Below are 15670 nucleotides of genomic sequence, written 5' to 3'. Positions count from 1 at the left end.
GCCACGACAGGCCCGGCTCGTCGCCCTCTCGTGATGATCAGCGACCGGTCCGCCCCGTCGCACCGTGCCTTCGAGCCGGGCCAGGGCGTGAGGCCGACTACTGGTACCGGTGCCAGACCAGCGCGTAGCGCCAGAACAGTCGTCGGCGCAGCCGTGCACCGGGGAGCGCCTGGTGGGCGTCGCGGACGATGTCGGAAAAGGTCATGGTCGCAGGTCGGGTCGGGGCGGTCATCGAGGCCGGTCGCGACACCTTGCGGCCCTTGTTCTTGACCCAGGCCATGACGACGTTCGCCGGGATGGCCACGGCGTCGATCAGGAAATCGCTCCGAGCCTGCGGGCGATAGACGCCGACGACGATCAGAGTTGCGCCGGGCGCCAGGTTCCGGCGGAAGCAGGTGAGGGCGTCGTGGAACGGCATGTGGTGGATTGTGGCAACACATGTGATGACGCCGTAGGGGCCGGGTGGCACCTCCTTCAGTGCGTCTCCGACGGTGAAGGTGACCGAGGCGGCGGGGTCTGTGAGCTCCCGCGCGCGATCGACGATCGCGGGGTCGGCGTCGATTCCGTGCACCACTCGGGCCCGTGGGGCCAGGAGTCTGGCGAGGTCCCCGCTGCCTGATCCCACGTCCAGAGCCTTGTCGAAGCGCTTGGGGAGCCGGCGCAGGATCCACCGGTGGTAGTGGGCGTTGTGGTCCCAGGGGCGGGTGGCATGGAACTGCTCGAGTGTTCGCAGGATGCGGGGCAGCAGGGTCGTCATGCCGTGACTCCATCACTCCCCCGGTCGCCGGTGGAACCACAGCCGGGACAGGGGTGAGTTGCCCGTGATCCGGCCCGGAGCGACCGTGCCTTCGCGCCCGCGGACCTGGACGGCCTGGCCACCGGCCTCCTACCGGGGGAGGCCGCCCCAGGGCGAACGGTCCGAAGGTCCAGGGTGGGCGGCCCCGAGTGGTGCACGTCGACCGGACCTCGCACCACCCGGGTGCCGTGAGTGCCCCCTGCGCTCATGGCCGCACCTACGAATCGAAGACGCCAACCCGCAAGCTCCCCTGCGAATCTGATGGCAGGACCAGCCGAAGTCCACGGATTCCTCGCACGCCACCCACCACTGCGATGCGGTGAAGCTGTCCGGGCACGTGCCGAACGCAGGTCTTCCCGTGTCCCGGGGGCTCGGGCCCCGGCCACAGGACCACAGGACCACAGGACCACAGGACCACAGGACCACAGGACCACAGGACCACAGGACCACAGTTCCTCGAACTGCTGATGCCGCGGCGGCCGGGAAAGAGCTCGTCAGGCCGGCGTTTCCGTGCCGACCCGACGCCGCTCGGTGCCGCCGGCCACCTGCGCGCCCGGTTCGCCGCCCACGCTCACCGAGCGCCTTCGTCCCAGGCGGGGATGGAGGAGGACGAAGGCGAGGAGCGCTGCCGAGAACGTGAGGCCCGCCGAGACGATCAGGCACACGCGCATGCCGTCGAGGAACGCCTCGCTCACCGCGCCCCAGACCTGTCCGGCCTCGGCCCCCAGGGGGATCGAACTCACCGCTCCGAGGCCGCCGTCACGGGTCACGGCGGTGACCTGTCCGGTCAGCGAAGCGTCCACCCCCGCGTCGGCGAGGTGGCCCGGAAGGGAGGAGACAGCACGGCTGGTGAGCAGGGCGCCGAGCACGGCAGGACCGAGCGCTCCGCCGACCTGGCGGAAGGCGTTGTTGCCTGCCGCCGCCATCCCGGCGAGCGGGTGCGGTACGGAGGCGACGGCGGTGGCCGTCATCGGCGTCGTCACCAGTCCCATGCCCAGACCCAGCAGGAGCAGCCGCCAGGACAGCGAGCCGAAGGAGGTACCGGCATCGGCGCCGAGCAGGGTGAGCAGGGCCGCCGTCACCATGAGCAGACCCGTGGTGATCATGAGGCGCGGTGAGAGCCGGTGCATGACGCGCCCGGCTATGCCGCTGACGATCAGCGCGGCCCCGGTGATCACGAGCAGCCGCCAGGCGGCGCCGAGGGTGTCGAGCCGCTGGACCATGCCGAAGTAGAGGCTCAGCACGAAGAAGAAGCCGATCATCCCCAGAAACATGATCATGGCGACGAGGGTCGTGGCGGTGAAGCCCGGGCTGCGGAAGAGCGCGAGGTCGAGCATCGGGTGGGCGGAACGGCGCTCGGTCACGACGAAGAGGACGCCGCTGACGACGGAGACCGCAAGCGCGGCGATGACCGGTGTGTCACCGAAGGATCCGGCGCCCCCCTCGATGACGCCGTAGACGAGCGCGGTGATGGCGAGCGCGGCCGTTATCTGTCCGGGCCAGTCGAGCCGCCCTGCTCGCGGTGCGCGGGACTCCGGCAGGCACCGCAGTGAGACGACGACTGCGACGAGCACGACAGGGAGCGGCACGAGGAAGATCCAGCGCCAGCCGACGTGGCTGAGGATCGTCCCGGCGAGCACACCACCGACAGCCAGGGCGCCCAGCAGGCACATCGCCCAGATGCCGATGAACTTACCGCGTTCGCGGTGGTCGGGTACGGCGTGGCTGATGAGGGCAAGTGTCGTGGGCAGCAACGCGGCAGCGCCGAGCCCGGACAACGCCTGACCCGTCCACAGCTGACCGATCGAGTGCGCGGTGAGCGACGTGGCCGCGCCCGCGGCGGAGAACAGCAGCCCCGTGACGAAGACCTTGCGCCGGCCGTGCACGTCCCCGAAGACACCGGCGGTCAGGATGAACGCCGCCATCGGCAGCACGAAGGCATCCGACACCCAGGCCAGTTGCGAAGTCGTCGTGGACAGCGCCGACTGAATGGCGGTCAGGCTCACCGAGACACTGGTCACCGGCAGATAGGCGACGAAGACCCCGAGACAGGCCATGACGATGGTCGCCCCACGGTGGGACACAGGTGAGGGCGGTGACTGGGACAACACGACTCCTTCAGGGCACCGAGGCCCGGCGCGAGAGACGGACGAGAAACACGGAGCCTCGGGCGCGCGTCCGGCCGCACGAAACCGAGCCGCACGAACCTGAGCTGTACGGGCCTGGCTGGACGGGTCGCCGCAGGCCAGGGGCCCGGGACACGGCCTCGAGACTCCTCAGAGTCTCCACCGACGTGGGCGTTTCCATCAATTCCGCTCAGCGCAAGCGAGGGAAACCGCCGTCACAGAACAACGGACGCTACGTTTGCACCATGCTTGACACCCTCGACAGCTATATCCTCCACGCACTCCACATCGCACCCCGCGCACCGTTCCGACTGGTCGGGGAAGTGGTGGGGGCTTCGGAGCAGACCGTCGCACGGCGCTACCGGACGATGCGCCGCGCGGGAACGGTACGGGTGGTAGGACTCGTCAACCCTGCGGTGCAGGGTCTGGTCGCCAGCGTGGTCCGGATCTCTCTGCGCCCCGACCGGATGGACGCGTGCGCGAAAGCCCTGACCCGGCTTCCCGAGGTCTCCTTCGCGAACATCTCCTTCGGCGGCTCGGAGATCGTGTGCTCGATGGCAACACCTCACGAGGGGCGGATGCCGGAGGTACTGCGTCAACTCGCCCGTACCCCGGGAGTACTGGAGACCGACACCCGGATGATCCTGCACACCTACTCCCCGCCCGGTGCCGACTGGGGACGGCTGGGCCCCTCACTTCCCGAGGAAGCGGTGAAGTCGCTTCGCGAGCACAACCCGCGTATGACACCGCGGGGCCGGCCGGCCGAACCGCACGAGGAGGACGCCACCCTGCTCGCCGCTCTCGCGGAGGACGGCCGGACGAGCCAGGCCGCGCTCGCCGACCGCACCGGCTGGACCACCGGGCGGGTGGCGCGACGCCTGGAGGTGCTGGAGCACTCGGGCAGCCTTTTCTACGACGTGGACCTGGCCCTGGAGAAACTGGGCTACCCCTTCGGCGCCACCCTGTGGATGAACACCTCCCCCGCGCACCTGCACGAAACAGGCTCGGCCGTCGCCGCGCTCCCCCAGGTCGTCTTCGCCTCCGCCACGACCGGCGCCCAGAACCTGATGGCAATCGTCATGTGCACGGACGCCGCCGACTTCTACGACTGGCTCAGCTGCCGGCTCTCCACGGTCCCCGGGATCACCGGCTACACATCCAGCGTCCGGCTTCGCACCCTCAAGCAGGCCGCGTCACTCGTCCACCAGGGACGGCTGATCGCACCACCCCGGTGACGGAGCCGGCACGACACCTCGACGCGCTGAACGCCGCCCCGCCCCCACCGACCGAACCGGCCACTCGGAACACCGGACCCGACACCTACCAGCACTTCGCCGGGCATGATCCCCCGGGCAGGGGAGGCGGTCAGCCGTTCGCGCGGGTACGTCCAAGACGGAGAGCGGAGACGAGGAAGAAGACGCCGCCGAGGAAAGCGTAGCCGGCCAGACTTCCCAGCGAGGCGCCGTCCTTGCCCGCCTGCATGAAGAACGAAGTGCCGGCGAGAGTGGAGATGAAGCCGCTGGCGATCATGGCCCACTGCCCGCCGAGCCGGCGCCGGGCTGCGCCGACGACAAGCTGGACAACGCCCGCAGTGACAGCCCACACACCCCACACGCGCAGGACGGCGGGAACGCCGGAGGTCACGGCGACAGCCAGACCGATCACGGCGAGCCCACTGAGCACGACGTTCACGTACAGGCCGCGCACCGACCGGGCGTCCACCCGGGCGGACCTGATGTCGATGACCGCGCACGCCACGTCGAACAGCGGGTAGATCACCAGCAGCGCGGCAGTGAACACCCCCAGGGTGTCGGCCATCGCGAACAGCGATCCAGCCCACACCGCGGCGAACGCGAAACGCAGCATGTACAGCTTGCGCAGGGCAGCGGGAACGCCGGCGGGAGCAGTAACGACCAAGGTGTCCATGGAAGTTCCTTTCAGGTAAAGCGTGTCGATGTCGGCCGACCGGGGCTTCCGCCCGCCTCTCAGGCCGGACGCGTGACCGCGCCGGACCAGCAGGCCACGACGCACCATGCCCCCGAGGGAGAACGTTCGGTCTTGTTTCACATTGAAGGGGGATGCATCGCCCCTGTCAAGACCGAACGTTCTCCCTCATCCCTGAGGTACTCTGGCCGCATGAGTGAGGCAACGGGAGGCGGCAGCACGTCGGCAGCACGGGCGCGACTGCTTGCAACAGCGACAAGGATCTTCTACGCGGAGGGCATCCACTCCGTGGGCGTCGACCGCATCATCGCGGAGGCGCAGGTCACCCGCGCCACCCTGTACCGGCACTTCTCAGGCAAGGAAGAACTGGTCCTCGCTTACCTGGACCAGGCGGACCGTGGAATCCGGGCGGGGACCGAGGCTGTCCGGGCGGGCGAGCAGTCGGCAGCCGACCAGGTCAGGGCCATCGGCCGGTTCATCGCCGAAAGCATCCAAAGCCCCCAGTTCCGCGGCTGCGCCTTCCTCAACGCGACGGCGGAATACCCCGACCCGGCCCACCCCATTCACCAAGCCGTTCTGACCCACCGCCAGTGGTTCCTGGACACCGTCACCGACTTGCTGGCACAGGTAGGCGACGCCCCTGCCGCCGAAGCCGGCCGGCACCTCGTCATGCTCCGGGACGGCGCCATGGCCTCGGGCTGCCTCTTCGACCCGAAACTGATCTCCGAGACCTTTCAGCTGGGCATCGAAGGAATCCTGCAGACACGCGGCGCTTGAACCACCTCCGCCCCGCCACATGATCGAACCCCTCCCCCACCGGTCCGGCCGGACACCGGAACGATGACACGGCGGAACACCCCGGTCGCCCGGCGTGTGCGCTCGTACAGTGCGCACACGACCTTGCCCGAGCGCAGCCGGCGGGAAGGGCGAATACCCGGACCCGTCAGGGCAGCACAGTTGCGCGACGGTTCAGGTTCCGATACCCCCGTTCCGCACCCCCGAGTGGAGAATGGCCGTATGACGATGACCGGTCCGACCATCACCCTCGTACACGGGGACATCACCGAGCAGCACGCCGACGTCCTGGTCAACGCCGCCAACTCGTCGCTCCTCGGCGGTGGTGGGGTGGACGGTGCGATCCACCGGCGAGGCGGTCCCGAGATCCTCGCTGCCTGCCGCGCCCTGCGGGCTTCGCACTACGGCAAGGGCCTGCAGACCGGGCAGGCCGTGGCGACGACAGCCGGGCGGCTGCACGCGGAGCACGTCATCCACACGGTGGGCCCGGTCTGGTCCCGCACGCAGGACCGGTCCGCTCTGTTGGCCTCCTGTTACCAGGAGTCCCTGCGAGTGGCATCGGAGCTGGGAGCCCGGACGGTCGCCTTCCCGGCGATCTCGACGGGCGTGTACGGCTGGCCGCTCGACGACGGAGCCCGCGTCGCCGTGCGTACAGTCCGCGAGGCGGCCCGGCCTCCCGTCACCGAGGTTCGGTTCGTGCTCTTCGACGAGGAGGTGTACGCACGGTTCGACGAAGCGCTGAACGCGTAGGCCGCACACGACCATCTCGCCGGTCTCCCCCTGGTTCGGGATCGCCAGCTCGTCCTGAGGCACGTCGGCTGAGGAGAGCGACCGCACCGTGCCGAGAGCACCACGGTGTGTCCACCGGCAGTTCACTGCTCGACGACGGTCCATCGCTCGGAGTCGATCGGCAGACCCAGATAGTTCTCGAGCATCCGCGCGAGGACCGGCGCAAGATCAATCCTCCCACCCACAAGGCCCGTTCCCGTGTCCGGAGGGCCCCAGTCGACAGTCACGTGGCGATCGGCCTCCCAACTGTCGACGTTCCACGGCACGCTCCCGAACATGTCGAATGCGGGCAGCACCTCTTCGGGAGGACCGTGGTGCGGGTAGGGAACGTTGATCGAGTTGCCCCGCAGCTGCAACCAGCGTTCAGGGGCCATGCTGTCGGTCACCGTGATCGTGAAATCGAAGTGCTCAGCTTCGATCTGCTCGAACAGCCGGTCCACGATGTGCTGGGGGTTCAGGGACATGGTTTCTCTCCTCGTCCTCTCCTGCGGCCGGCAGCGAAGAGAACTGCGCCGCACCCCAACGGTGCCTGGCTGGCCTGGATCTCGGTCCCGCTCGTGCCGCGGGTGGCGGTCGCGCGCACTGTGCGCATGTCAGACGGCCAGGGCCCTGGTGGTCACCGGGTCACGGGTCACGATGTAGCAGGAGGCCGTTGCGGTGCCGCCGACGCCCCAGCTGTCCTCCTCCGGCCAGGTGTACCAGTACACGTCCTCGTCGGCTGCCTCACGCTTCCACTCGCGGGGTGCCGAAAGATGTTCGCTTCGGCACTCCTCGTCCACCTTCTGCTGAGCCCTGCCGTCGCCGGGGTATTCGGTGCCCAAGCGCGCATGGGCGAACACACGGACGTCGTGGGGCTGGGCGCAGGGAACAGCCACGACCATGTCGAACGTGCGGTTTCCGGTCGCGAGGTCAGCGCATGAACCCTTCTTCAGATCACCGACCGTCCTGACGGCGGTCTTCGCGTCGAGTGTCCGTTCCGACGGGGTGGGCATGGCCGGCGGGGAGTCCCCCTGTCTGCTCAACGTCATCACCGCGTGAAGGCCGGTCATGGCCGCCAGAGCGCTGTCCTTCCTGTCGAGGAGTTCGGTGAAATCGGCTTCGGCACGAGTGATGTGCCCGTCGGCATCCACCGCGATGCTGAGCGTCACGGGGGTGTCCGTGCCGTTGGGGTCGATGTTGCTGGTGAGTTCGGCCCGCAGGTCCTGGGAGAACATGCGCAGTGCGTTGTACGCGGTGAGCTGCGCCCTGTAGGTACGGCCGCCCCCGGGGGCCTTGGCGTCCTTCACGTCCTGGGCGCCGCTCAGTATCTCGAGCAGCGTGCCGCCGAACGCGGACTCCGTTCCCCGCAGTGCGTTGACCGAGGCCTCACCGCCGAAGGTTTCCAGAGTGCCCTCGTATTTCAGCCAGTAGCCGGCCTCGCCCGCACGCAGTCGCACGGAGTCACCGTCCACGGCTATCCGGGTCCGGGCGGGGGAATGCCCTGGTCCCAGACGGACGCCCAGCAGCGCGTCCTTGGCCGCTGCCGGCAGGTCCGGTGCCAATACCCACTCGATGGAACCAGCTGCGCGGCCGTCGGAGAAGTCGACGCGTCCGGCGGACTGCTGGACCGTGTCCCCCGAGGGCGAGCCGAACGTCAGAGTCTGCGTGAAGCGGGCGTTCCGACTGCCCTGGGTCGCGAGCAGAGCCTGACGGGGCTGCTGCCCGACCGGTGCGTCGAAGACGGGGTGCGAGGGCTGCTGGTCTTCTGAGCTGCCCGCACAGGCGGTCAGGAGAAGTGTGGGTACGACAACGGCGTACAGGAGGCGAAGCCGGCTATTGATCACTCCGGTTCGACCGCGGACGCCGACCGGCGGTTGTACTCCCCCGCATAACGGTATTGTCACTCCGCCCCTCCCCGGGCAGGCCTTGTCATGTCGGGAGTCCGGGCCCTTCCGCCGGAGCGGTGCCCGGTGCGTACTCGGCTGCAGGCATCCTTCCCGTGGACTGCTCGGACGGCCTGCCCAGGTGTCACTCATGCGGGGCGGGAGTGCACGCTCACGGCGTAGCCGCATCCGTCCTGGTAGGGGTCGCCGCTCCATGTGGCGTAGCGCTGCCGCAGGATCAGCCCGGCCTGGGTGCACCAGTGGTCGAAGTCCGCAAGTGTCAGGGGCGGTTCCGGCAGTGGCAGGTGTGCCGCGTCCAGTCCCATGCCTGTGACCAGCAGGCCACCCGGTTTCAGCGCGGCGGCCAGTTGACGGATGACGGCTGATTCACTGCCGGGGGCGAGCAGGGGAACGACGTTTCCGGCAGCGAGCGCCAGGTCGAAGTCCGGTTCCAGGCCGAGAGCATCCAGCCGGGCCAGGTCGCCGAGGAGCCACTCCTGCGCGGGGGCGTCACGGCGCGCGACGGCGAGCATCGAGGAGTCGACGTCCACGCCGGTGCAGCGGTGGCCCAGCTCGGCGAGCCGGATCGCGATCCGGCCGGTGCCGCAGCCCGCGTCGAGCACCCTCGCGTCGGGGCGCAGCAGTGCGTCGCAGAAGGCGGCCTCGCCGTGGACGTCGTGGCCCGATGCGACGAGCCGCGCGAAACGCTGGGCGTACTCCTCCCCCGCTTGCCCTCCGGTCAGTTCCGCCCAGCGGTCCTGTTTCCCAGTCATGTTCGCGGTGCCTTCCGGTCGGCCTCGCCCGACGGGGACGAGGAGGGGGTGTTCACAGATCGGCGCGGGCCGGTCGTTGTCGCGCGGCACAGTGAACAGCGCGCAGCCGTAGAAGGCAAGGAACGCGCGCGGCTCGCTGACCTGCGGCGCGCCCACCGTCGGTCAGAGCCCGAGACAGCTGAACGCGCCGCCCGGTACGCATACGGCGCCCCAGCCGGCCGTCGCGTAGAGGGTGGTCGCGGCGAGGGCGCCCGTGGCGCTGCCAAGGGCAGCCATGAAGCGGCAAGGAGCGCCAGCGCGATGCCGGTGGTCAGCCCGGAACGTCCACGGTCGTTCAGGCGGCCCGCCGTGGTCGCGGCCAAGGCGCCGGCGACTCCGGAAGCCGGCGCTTCGGGGAGTTCCAGCGCAGCCTGGGCGTGATGAAGGACATTCTCGCGTCGCGTCTGCGGACCCTGGTGGCCGGAGGGGTCCTCGAGTCCGTCCCCGCCTCGGACGGCGGCGCCTACCGCGAGTACGTGCTCACCGCGAAGGGCGAGGCGCTCTTCCCTGTCGTCGCGCACTGCGGCAGTGGGGCGAGCAGAACTTCTTCACCCCTGAAGAACCTCACTCACAGCTGGTCGACCGCCGGGAGGGACATCGCCTCCGCGCGCTGGAGGTGCTGTCCGCGGACGGGCGACGGCTGAGGCCCGACGACACCACCGTCCTCAAGGTCTCCGCGCAGTGATGCCGGCAGGATCCCCGGTGCCGACTGGCCACTGCGCCGGTGCGAGACCTGCCGGACCGAACGGCGCGGCAGGACGAGGCCAGGTGCGACGAAGCGCGCCCGACGCCGTCGTCAGGTCACGCCTCGCACGGTGTCGCGTGCGGCCTCGCAGGCCCCCGGCATGGATCCGGACCCGGGTCGGGCTCACGGCTGCGCCGATGCCCGCTCGCCGCACCGGCTGAGTACGATCGCCTGTGCCGGTCCCGGTACTTGAGCGGTTGCCCGCCGCGCGCGGCGCCGGAAGGGTGGACGCATGCGCCGACTGCTGCTGATTGCACCGCTGTTGCTGTTCACCCTCGGCTGCTCGGTGGTCCAGTCCCCCGAGGACGAGGCGACCGACTCCGCGCGGGAGGCGGCCCGGAAGGTGGGCGAGCGGCTGTACGGCGGAAGTCCGCGCACGGCGGAGGAAGTCGGGCGTTCCGCTGCCGAGATCGACGGGGTGGAGGTGCTGCGGCTGACCGGCACGTCCACACACGACGGAGACGGCGTCGGTGTGGTCGTCCGCACGTCCGGCTCTGCGTACGAGGGATGGCTCGCCCCCGAGGAGGTCGCCGTGCGGCGCTGTTTCGCGGTGCGGGTGTCGCCCAGGTCGGAGTGGGGTGAGGGCCCTCGTGACGTGGACTGCCCGAAGAGCCCTCCGTTGTCCTTCGCCCCGTCGCCCGTCCCGCCCCGGCTGCCGTACGAGGAGCTCCGCGCGCGGCTTCCCCGGATCCCGGAGGGCGGCCGGGTGGACGAGGACGAGGTGCGCCGCACTCTCGCCGCCCTCGACCTGCATCCGGCGATCCGCGACGAGGTGAAGCGGGAGGGCGACCGGGTCGGCGTGCTCCTGTCCTTGCAAGGCAACGGCTTCGACGCGCAGGACTGCCTCCTTGCCCGCGTGGGCCCCGGCGACACCGAGGTGTGGGTGCCGTCGCGGATCCAGCGGATGCCGGGAGAGGGCGGCTGCAGCGTCTCCAACGCCCTGGGCCCACAGCCTTCGACGCACTGACCGAGAGGCTTTCGGACCGAGCGGACAACTTCATGGATTCTCCACCACCACCCTTCTGTTCAGGTTAGCCTGGCCTAAGTAATCGGAGGTCGGGAGCTCGATCCGAAACCACCGTCGGTGCAGTCGGATCCGACGGGCAGTCACCTATGCCCGCATGGGCGACACACCTGACTTCCGCCGGAGTTCCGCCCGCATCAGGGCCTGGCATCGAGCGAGCGTGGGATGAGCGGAACAGGGATACGGATGAAGCCACTCGGCACCGTGAAGCCGACGAGCCACGTCGCAGTCGTCGGGGATCTGTTCCCGGTGGAACAGCTGGAACTCGAACGCCTCCGGGGCAAGGTCGTCGTGATCAAGTTCGGTGGCCACGCCATGGTGAGCCAGGAGCTCAAGCAGAGCTTCGCGCGGGACGTCGTGACCCTGCGGCGCGCCGGCCTGCTCCCGGTGGTCGTGCACGGCGGCGGTCCACAGATAAGCGCGATGCTGGAACGGCTCGACCTGGCGGTTCACTTCGAGGCAGGCCTACGGGTGACGACTCCGGAGGTGATGGACGTCGTGCGCATGGTCCTGACGGGTCGGGTCCAGCGTGAGCTCGTGGGCCTGATCAATGCCCACGGGCCCTTCGCGGTAGGGATGTCCGGCGAGGACGCGCACACCATGACCGCCGTACGGCGCGCGGCGTGGGTGAACGGCGAGCCCGTGGACATCGGGCTGGTCGGCGAAGTCGTCGATGTGAACGCGGAGACCGTCAGGGCACTCCTGGAGCAGGACCGCGTTCCCGTCATCTCCCCCGTGGCACGCGGGACGGGCGGAGAGGTCTACAACATCAACGCCGATCTCGCAGCGGCGGCTATGGCGGTCGCTCTCGATGCGGAAAAGCTGGTGATGCTCACCGATGTCGAAGGGCTGTACGCGAACTGGCCGCACAGCACCGAGGTGATCCGGCGGGCCACGGCCGAAGAGATCGAGAAGCTGCTGCCGGAGCTGGCGAGCGGCATGCTCCCGAAGATGGAGGGCTGCTTGAGGGCTGTCCGTGCGGGTGTCCGCAGCGCGCACATCCTGGACGGCCGTGTACCGAACTCGGCACTACGGGGCATCGTCTCCGGCGATGCCCCGGGAACCACCGTGATCCCGGACCAGGAAGCACGCGTGGGGTGACGTCCGGCAGCGGGACCGCGGTACGGCATCCGCCCGTCCGTGTCCGGACAGATGTCCGGCCCGGCGCGGCTCCGTGGGCGCGGCCGTCCGTGCCGGGCCCACTCTCGGCCACCGCGGCCGGCGCTTAGCATGGCGGCTGTGGAGTGGAGTGAGGCGGAGTACCTCGACTGTCTGCGGTCCGAGCGTCGGGGCTACGCATGGGTGATGCGGCATCACGGTGGGCTGACGCCTCCACAGGCCGGGGAAGCCGCCCTGAAGCGTTACCCGTACGAGCCGGACGACGCCCCGTTCCGGGGGCTCATCTTTCACGACGAGGCGTGGCACTGGGCGATGCTCGTGATCCACGGTGACCGGTACGTGGTGGAGCGCCCCGAACTGGCCTCCCCGTCAGATGCGTACCGGGCCCTCGAGTGAACCGCACACGCGGTGACAGGTTTCGCTGCTCAGGCAGGGTGACCTCCATCGTGCCTGCGATCACCGTCCGATGCGCCGAGAACGTCCGGCCGGCGACCACCGGGCCGTCCACGTCGTGCGGATTCCGCAGCCGCACGCAGGTGCACCCGACCGGTGTGCGCGTGACGGTCACCTGACGGGGTGACAGACGCCGGGTAGGCAGAAGCGCAGCATGGCGCTCACGACGCATCCCCGCGTCCGACCTGCCTTCTTTCCCGAACGGCCGCGCCGTACAGCGGTGTACCCGTCCGTACAGCGGTGCACCCGCCCGTAGAGCGGTGCGCCGGTCCATGCTCCGCCGTCCCCATCGGATTTCGCAAAGACTCTGGCGTTCCCTCCTCGCCTGTGCTCATCTGGTGACACAGAGATGCTGCATGTGTTTCATTGTTCCTCTCTGGTGGGCGACGGCTGAAGGGCTCAAGGAGGAGTTCGAGGCGATGGATGGACTCGACAGGCGCAACATGTTGATGGCAGGTGGTGCCTTGGATGCCATCGGGGCGTCAGGCGCCGCGTCGCCGGCCGGCGCACGGGCGCTGTGGACGTGGTCGCCGAAATCGTCGGTCGCGGGCGCGGGTGGAGGCCGTGACCCGGAATGGGTCTGGGACGGCGAGGCCGACAGGCTGATCGCCTCGGTCATCGACCGCGGTGACGTTTCCAGGGTCAACGAACTGCTGCGCACCTGGACCCGCAACGGACAGCCCCTGCCGAGCGGACTTCCGGCGGACGTACGCGACTTCATGGAGAGGGCACGGCAACTGCCCTCCTGGGCCGACCGGAATCTGCTGGAGGCCGCGGCAGACTTCAACAAGTCCCGGAGCTTCTACCTCAATCTGCTCAACGGAGTGGGTGGCGGGATGCTCAGCACCGCCATTCCGAGGGAGGCACGGTCCGTCTACCACTCCAAGGGCGGGGCGGACATGGAGGACCGAGTCGCCAGGACGAGCCTTCTGGGATTCGCCATCGGGGACCTCAACGCCTACCGGCCCGACGGCGACGTCATCGTTCAGGCCGTGAAGACCCGCATGGTGCACGCCGCGGTGCGCCACCTGCTGCCGCGGTCCCCGGCGTGGTCACAGACCAGCGGCGGCCGGAAGATCCCGATCAGCCAGGCCGACATCATGGTCACCTGGCACAGCCTGGCCACCTACGCCATGCAGAAGCTCACGGAATGGAAGGTCCCGGTATCCCCCGCGGACGCGTCGGCGTACCTGCACGTATGGCAGGTCACCGCGCACATGCTCGGCGTGCACGACGAGTACGTCCCCGCGACCTGGGACGCGGCCGACGCCCAGTCCGAGCAGGTCCTCGACCCGGTCCTGGCCTCCACCAGGGAGGGCTTGGAGCTGACCGCCATCCTGCTGCGCCAGCTCGCCGAGCAGACGAGCCCCGGCGGAATCGACCGGCCGCTCGTCAACGCGCTGGCCCGGTTCCTGGTCGGCGCCCGGGTCGCGGACATGGACGGCATCCCCGAGGAGCCGTTCTGGGAAAAGGTGATCACGGCCGTCTGGCCGAAGCTGATCGCCTCCCGCGAGAAGCTGATCCCTCTGCCCCTGGTGCCGCCACTCGCCTGGACGATCGACGAGGCGGCACGCCAGTACATCCTGTTCTACCAGGCCAAGAGGCAGGGCGCGCATATCGAGATCCCCGAGACCCAACGGCCGGGCAGCTGAAGCATGCCTCACGGCAGGTGCGGCTCCACCCGTCGTTCTCCTCGCAGTTCGCATCCGGCGGACCGCATCTCACGGTTCGCACGTTCCCGGTTCTCATCGATCAGAACTCATGAAGGAGTTCAGAGCAATGGACGGATTCAGCAGGCGCAAGATGTTGATGGCGGGCGGGGCCCTGGGGGCCGTCGGGGCACTGGGGGCGGCTTCGCCGGCCCTCGCCCGGCCTCTGTGGACGTGGTCACCCAGCGCGTCGGTGGCGGGCACGGGCGCGGGCATCGATCCGGAGTACGTCTGGGACGAGGAGGCCGACCCCGTACTCGCCGCAGTGATCGACCGCGGGGATGTGCCCAGGGTGAACGCGCTGCTGAAGCAGTGGACGCGGAACGACCAGCCGCTGCCCGACGGACTCCCGGGAGACCTGAGGGAGTTCATGGAGCACGCGCGCAGGATGCCGTCCTGGGCTGACAGGACAGCACTCGACCGCGGCGCGCAGTTCAGCAAGACCAAGGGGATCTACGTCGGGGCCCTGTACGGCCTCGGCAGTGGTCTCATGAGCACCGCGATCCCCAGGGAGGCACGCGCCGTCTACTACTCCAAGGGCGGCGCCGACATGAAGGACCGCATCGCCAAGACCGCACGGCTCGGCTACGACATCGGGGACCTCGACGCCTATCTGCCGCAGGGCTCGATGATCGTGACCGCCGTCAGGACACGGATGGTGCACGCCGCGGTGCGCCACCTGCTGCCGCAGTCCCCGGCGTGGTCACAGACCAGCGGCGGCCAGAGGATCCCGATCAGCCAGGCCGACATCATGGTCACCTGGCACAGCCTGGCCACTTTCGTCATGCGCAAGATGAAGGAGTGGGGTGTTCGGGTCAACGCCACCGACGCGGCCGCCTATCTGCATGTGTGGCAGGTCAGTGCGCACATGCTCGGCGTCAGCGACGAGTACATTCCGGCGACCTGGGAAGCGGCCGACGCCCAGTCGAAGCAGGTCCTCGACCCGATCCTCGCCCACACACCCGAGGGCGAGGCACTGACAGAGGTCCTCCTCGGCATCGTGGCCGAGCTCGACGCAGGTCTCACACGCCCTCTGATCGGCGCGTTCTCCAGATACACACTCGGCGGCGAGGTCGGCGACATGATCGGCCTCTCCAGGCAGCCGGTTCTGGAACGGCTGATCGCGACCGCCTGGCCACTACTCGTGGCCTTCCGTGAAGGTCTGATACCCATTCCCGCCGTCCCGGCGGTTCTCTGGACACTGGAGGAGGCGCTCCGTAAGTTCGTCCTGTTCTTCCTCTCCGAGGCCCGGCCCATCGCCATCGACATCCCGGACGTCAACCGCCCGTCCTGAGCGGCACGGACGGCACGGACGGCACGGACAGCCGATGCCGTCACGGCACAGCACGGCTGCCCTCCACGGCCAGGGGCGGTTCCCCACCCGCCCCTGGCCGTCACCGACCCGGGGCGGTTCCCCACCCGCCCCTGGCCGTCACCGACCCGCCACCACCCCACCCGGAGCCGAACCGCACACATGAAGCCCTCGACGAGATCAC

At 69.3% G+C, this 15670-nt stretch carries 14 protein-coding genes and 2 pseudogenes; 9 read left to right on the top strand and 7 right to left on the bottom strand.

The window, feature by feature from the left end; genetic code table 11:
* Positions 1 to 97: 97 nt before the first annotated feature.
* Both P8A20_RS36045 and P8A20_RS36040 read right to left on the bottom strand, forming a co-directional pair.
* Positions 98 to 757, bottom strand: a complete 660-nt coding sequence (locus P8A20_RS36045; RefSeq protein ID WP_306105010.1) for a class I SAM-dependent methyltransferase — start codon at positions 755 to 757, stop codon at positions 98 to 100.
* Positions 758 to 1290: 533 nt separating this feature from the next.
* Entirely contained in the window at positions 1291 to 2853 is a 1563-nt protein-coding gene (locus P8A20_RS36040) for an MFS transporter (protein ID WP_147961488.1), read from the bottom strand.
* Positions 2854 to 3167: 314 nt separating this feature from the next.
* Here P8A20_RS36040 and P8A20_RS36035 point away from each other — a divergent pair, with 314 nt between their 5' ends.
* Positions 3168 to 4157 (top strand): Lrp/AsnC family transcriptional regulator, encoded by a 990-nt coding sequence (locus P8A20_RS36035; protein WP_147961482.1) that lies wholly within the window; start codon positions 3168 to 3170, stop codon positions 4155 to 4157.
* A 130-nt stretch (positions 4158 to 4287) separates the two neighbouring features.
* Here P8A20_RS36035 and P8A20_RS36030 read toward each other — a convergent pair whose 3' ends face one another.
* The gene (locus P8A20_RS36030; protein WP_147961483.1) at positions 4288 to 4848 is read right to left on the bottom strand and encodes a hypothetical protein; all 561 of its coding nucleotides are present in this window, start codon (positions 4846 to 4848) and stop codon (positions 4288 to 4290) included.
* Positions 4849 to 5058: 210 nt separating this feature from the next.
* On the opposite strand from P8A20_RS36030, the gene P8A20_RS36025 reads away from it, so the two are divergent.
* Positions 5059 to 5643 carry a TetR/AcrR family transcriptional regulator gene (locus tag P8A20_RS36025; RefSeq protein WP_306105009.1) on the top strand — a complete coding sequence of 195 codons (585 nt, stop codon included), beginning with the start codon at positions 5059 to 5061 and terminating at the stop codon, positions 5641 to 5643.
* Positions 5644 to 5883: 240 nt separating this feature from the next.
* The gene (locus P8A20_RS36020) at positions 5884 to 6411 is read left to right on the top strand and encodes an O-acetyl-ADP-ribose deacetylase (protein WP_306105008.1); all 528 of its coding nucleotides are present in this window, start codon (positions 5884 to 5886) and stop codon (positions 6409 to 6411) included.
* A 122-nt stretch (positions 6412 to 6533) separates the two neighbouring features.
* Here P8A20_RS36020 and P8A20_RS36015 read toward each other — a convergent pair whose 3' ends face one another.
* The 4 genes and pseudogenes from P8A20_RS36015 to P8A20_RS38850 all read right to left on the bottom strand — a co-directional run.
* Entirely contained in the window at positions 6534 to 6914 is a 381-nt protein-coding gene (locus P8A20_RS36015) for a hypothetical protein (RefSeq protein WP_147960681.1), read from the bottom strand.
* A gap of 129 nt (positions 6915 to 7043) precedes the next feature.
* Positions 7044 to 8273 carry a septum formation family protein gene (locus tag P8A20_RS36010; RefSeq protein ID WP_306105007.1) on the bottom strand — a complete coding sequence of 410 codons (1230 nt, stop codon included), beginning with the start codon at positions 8271 to 8273 and terminating at the stop codon, positions 7044 to 7046.
* A 188-nt stretch (positions 8274 to 8461) separates the two neighbouring features.
* Positions 8462 to 9085 (bottom strand): class I SAM-dependent methyltransferase, encoded by a 624-nt coding sequence (locus P8A20_RS36005; protein WP_147960683.1) that lies wholly within the window; start codon positions 9083 to 9085, stop codon positions 8462 to 8464.
* A 52-nt stretch (positions 9086 to 9137) separates the two neighbouring features.
* A pseudogene (locus P8A20_RS38850) lies at positions 9138 to 9501 on the bottom strand (hypothetical protein); the annotation flags it as partial.
* Here P8A20_RS38850 and P8A20_RS35995 point away from each other — a divergent pair.
* From P8A20_RS35995 to P8A20_RS35970, 6 genes and pseudogenes are all read left to right on the top strand, one after another.
* Positions 9496 to 9809 (top strand): annotated as a pseudogene (locus P8A20_RS35995) (winged helix-turn-helix transcriptional regulator). The pseudogenes P8A20_RS38850 and P8A20_RS35995 sit on opposite strands and share 6 nt — an antisense overlap.
* 292 nt (positions 9810 to 10101) lie before the next feature.
* Positions 10102 to 10836: a translation initiation factor IF-2 gene (locus P8A20_RS35990; protein WP_147960684.1), complete on the top strand. Its 735-nt coding sequence runs from the start codon at positions 10102 to 10104 to the stop codon at positions 10834 to 10836.
* Between the two features lie 243 nt (positions 10837 to 11079).
* On the top strand, positions 11080 to 11994 hold the full coding sequence (gene argB, locus P8A20_RS35985; RefSeq protein ID WP_261988756.1) for an acetylglutamate kinase: 915 nt from the start codon (positions 11080 to 11082) through the stop codon (positions 11992 to 11994).
* A 138-nt stretch (positions 11995 to 12132) separates the two neighbouring features.
* Positions 12133 to 12408, top strand: coding sequence for a hypothetical protein (locus tag P8A20_RS35980; RefSeq protein WP_147960685.1), 276 nt, complete (start codon positions 12133 to 12135; stop codon positions 12406 to 12408).
* A 476-nt stretch (positions 12409 to 12884) separates the two neighbouring features.
* On the top strand, positions 12885 to 14117 hold the full coding sequence (locus P8A20_RS35975; protein WP_147960686.1) for an oxygenase MpaB family protein: 1233 nt from the start codon (positions 12885 to 12887) through the stop codon (positions 14115 to 14117).
* 127 nt (positions 14118 to 14244) lie between these two features.
* Complete coding sequence (locus P8A20_RS35970; protein WP_306105006.1) at positions 14245 to 15468, top strand: oxygenase MpaB family protein; 1224 nt, start codon at positions 14245 to 14247, stop codon at positions 15466 to 15468.
* The last annotated feature ends 202 nt before the right edge of the window (positions 15469 to 15670 follow it).

The sequence above is a fragment of the Streptomyces sp. Alt3 genome, from assembly GCF_030719215.1.
Lineage (GTDB): Bacteria > Actinomycetota > Actinomycetes > Streptomycetales > Streptomycetaceae > Streptomyces > Streptomyces glycanivorans.
This window is presented reverse-complemented; position numbering and strand designations above follow the sequence as displayed.

Coding starts and splice junctions, on each gene's coding strand:
- P8A20_RS36045 (WP_306105010.1), bottom strand. CDS start 757: ATGACGACCCTGCTGCCCCGCATCCTGCGAACACTCGAGCAGTTCCAT.
- P8A20_RS36040 (WP_147961488.1), bottom strand. CDS start 2,853: ATGGCCTGTCTCGGGGTCTTCGTCGCCTATCTGCCGGTGACCAGTGTC.
- P8A20_RS36035 (WP_147961482.1), top strand. CDS start 3,168: ATGCTTGACACCCTCGACAGCTATATCCTCCACGCACTCCACATCGCA.
- P8A20_RS36030 (WP_147961483.1), bottom strand. CDS start 4,848: ATGGACACCTTGGTCGTTACTGCTCCCGCCGGCGTTCCCGCTGCCCTG.
- P8A20_RS36025 (WP_306105009.1), top strand. CDS start 5,059: ATGAGTGAGGCAACGGGAGGCGGCAGCACGTCGGCAGCACGGGCGCGA.
- P8A20_RS36020 (WP_306105008.1), top strand. CDS start 5,884: ATGACGATGACCGGTCCGACCATCACCCTCGTACACGGGGACATCACC.
- P8A20_RS36015 (WP_147960681.1), bottom strand. CDS start 6,914: ATGTCCCTGAACCCCCAGCACATCGTGGACCGGCTGTTCGAGCAGATC.
- P8A20_RS36005 (WP_147960683.1), bottom strand. CDS start 9,085: ATGACTGGGAAACAGGACCGCTGGGCGGAACTGACCGGAGGGCAAGCG.
- P8A20_RS35990 (WP_147960684.1), top strand. CDS start 10,102: ATGCGCCGACTGCTGCTGATTGCACCGCTGTTGCTGTTCACCCTCGGC.
- argB (WP_261988756.1), top strand. CDS start 11,080: ATGAAGCCACTCGGCACCGTGAAGCCGACGAGCCACGTCGCAGTCGTC.
- P8A20_RS35975 (WP_147960686.1), top strand. CDS start 12,885: ATGGATGGACTCGACAGGCGCAACATGTTGATGGCAGGTGGTGCCTTG.
- P8A20_RS35970 (WP_306105006.1), top strand. CDS start 14,245: ATGGACGGATTCAGCAGGCGCAAGATGTTGATGGCGGGCGGGGCCCTG.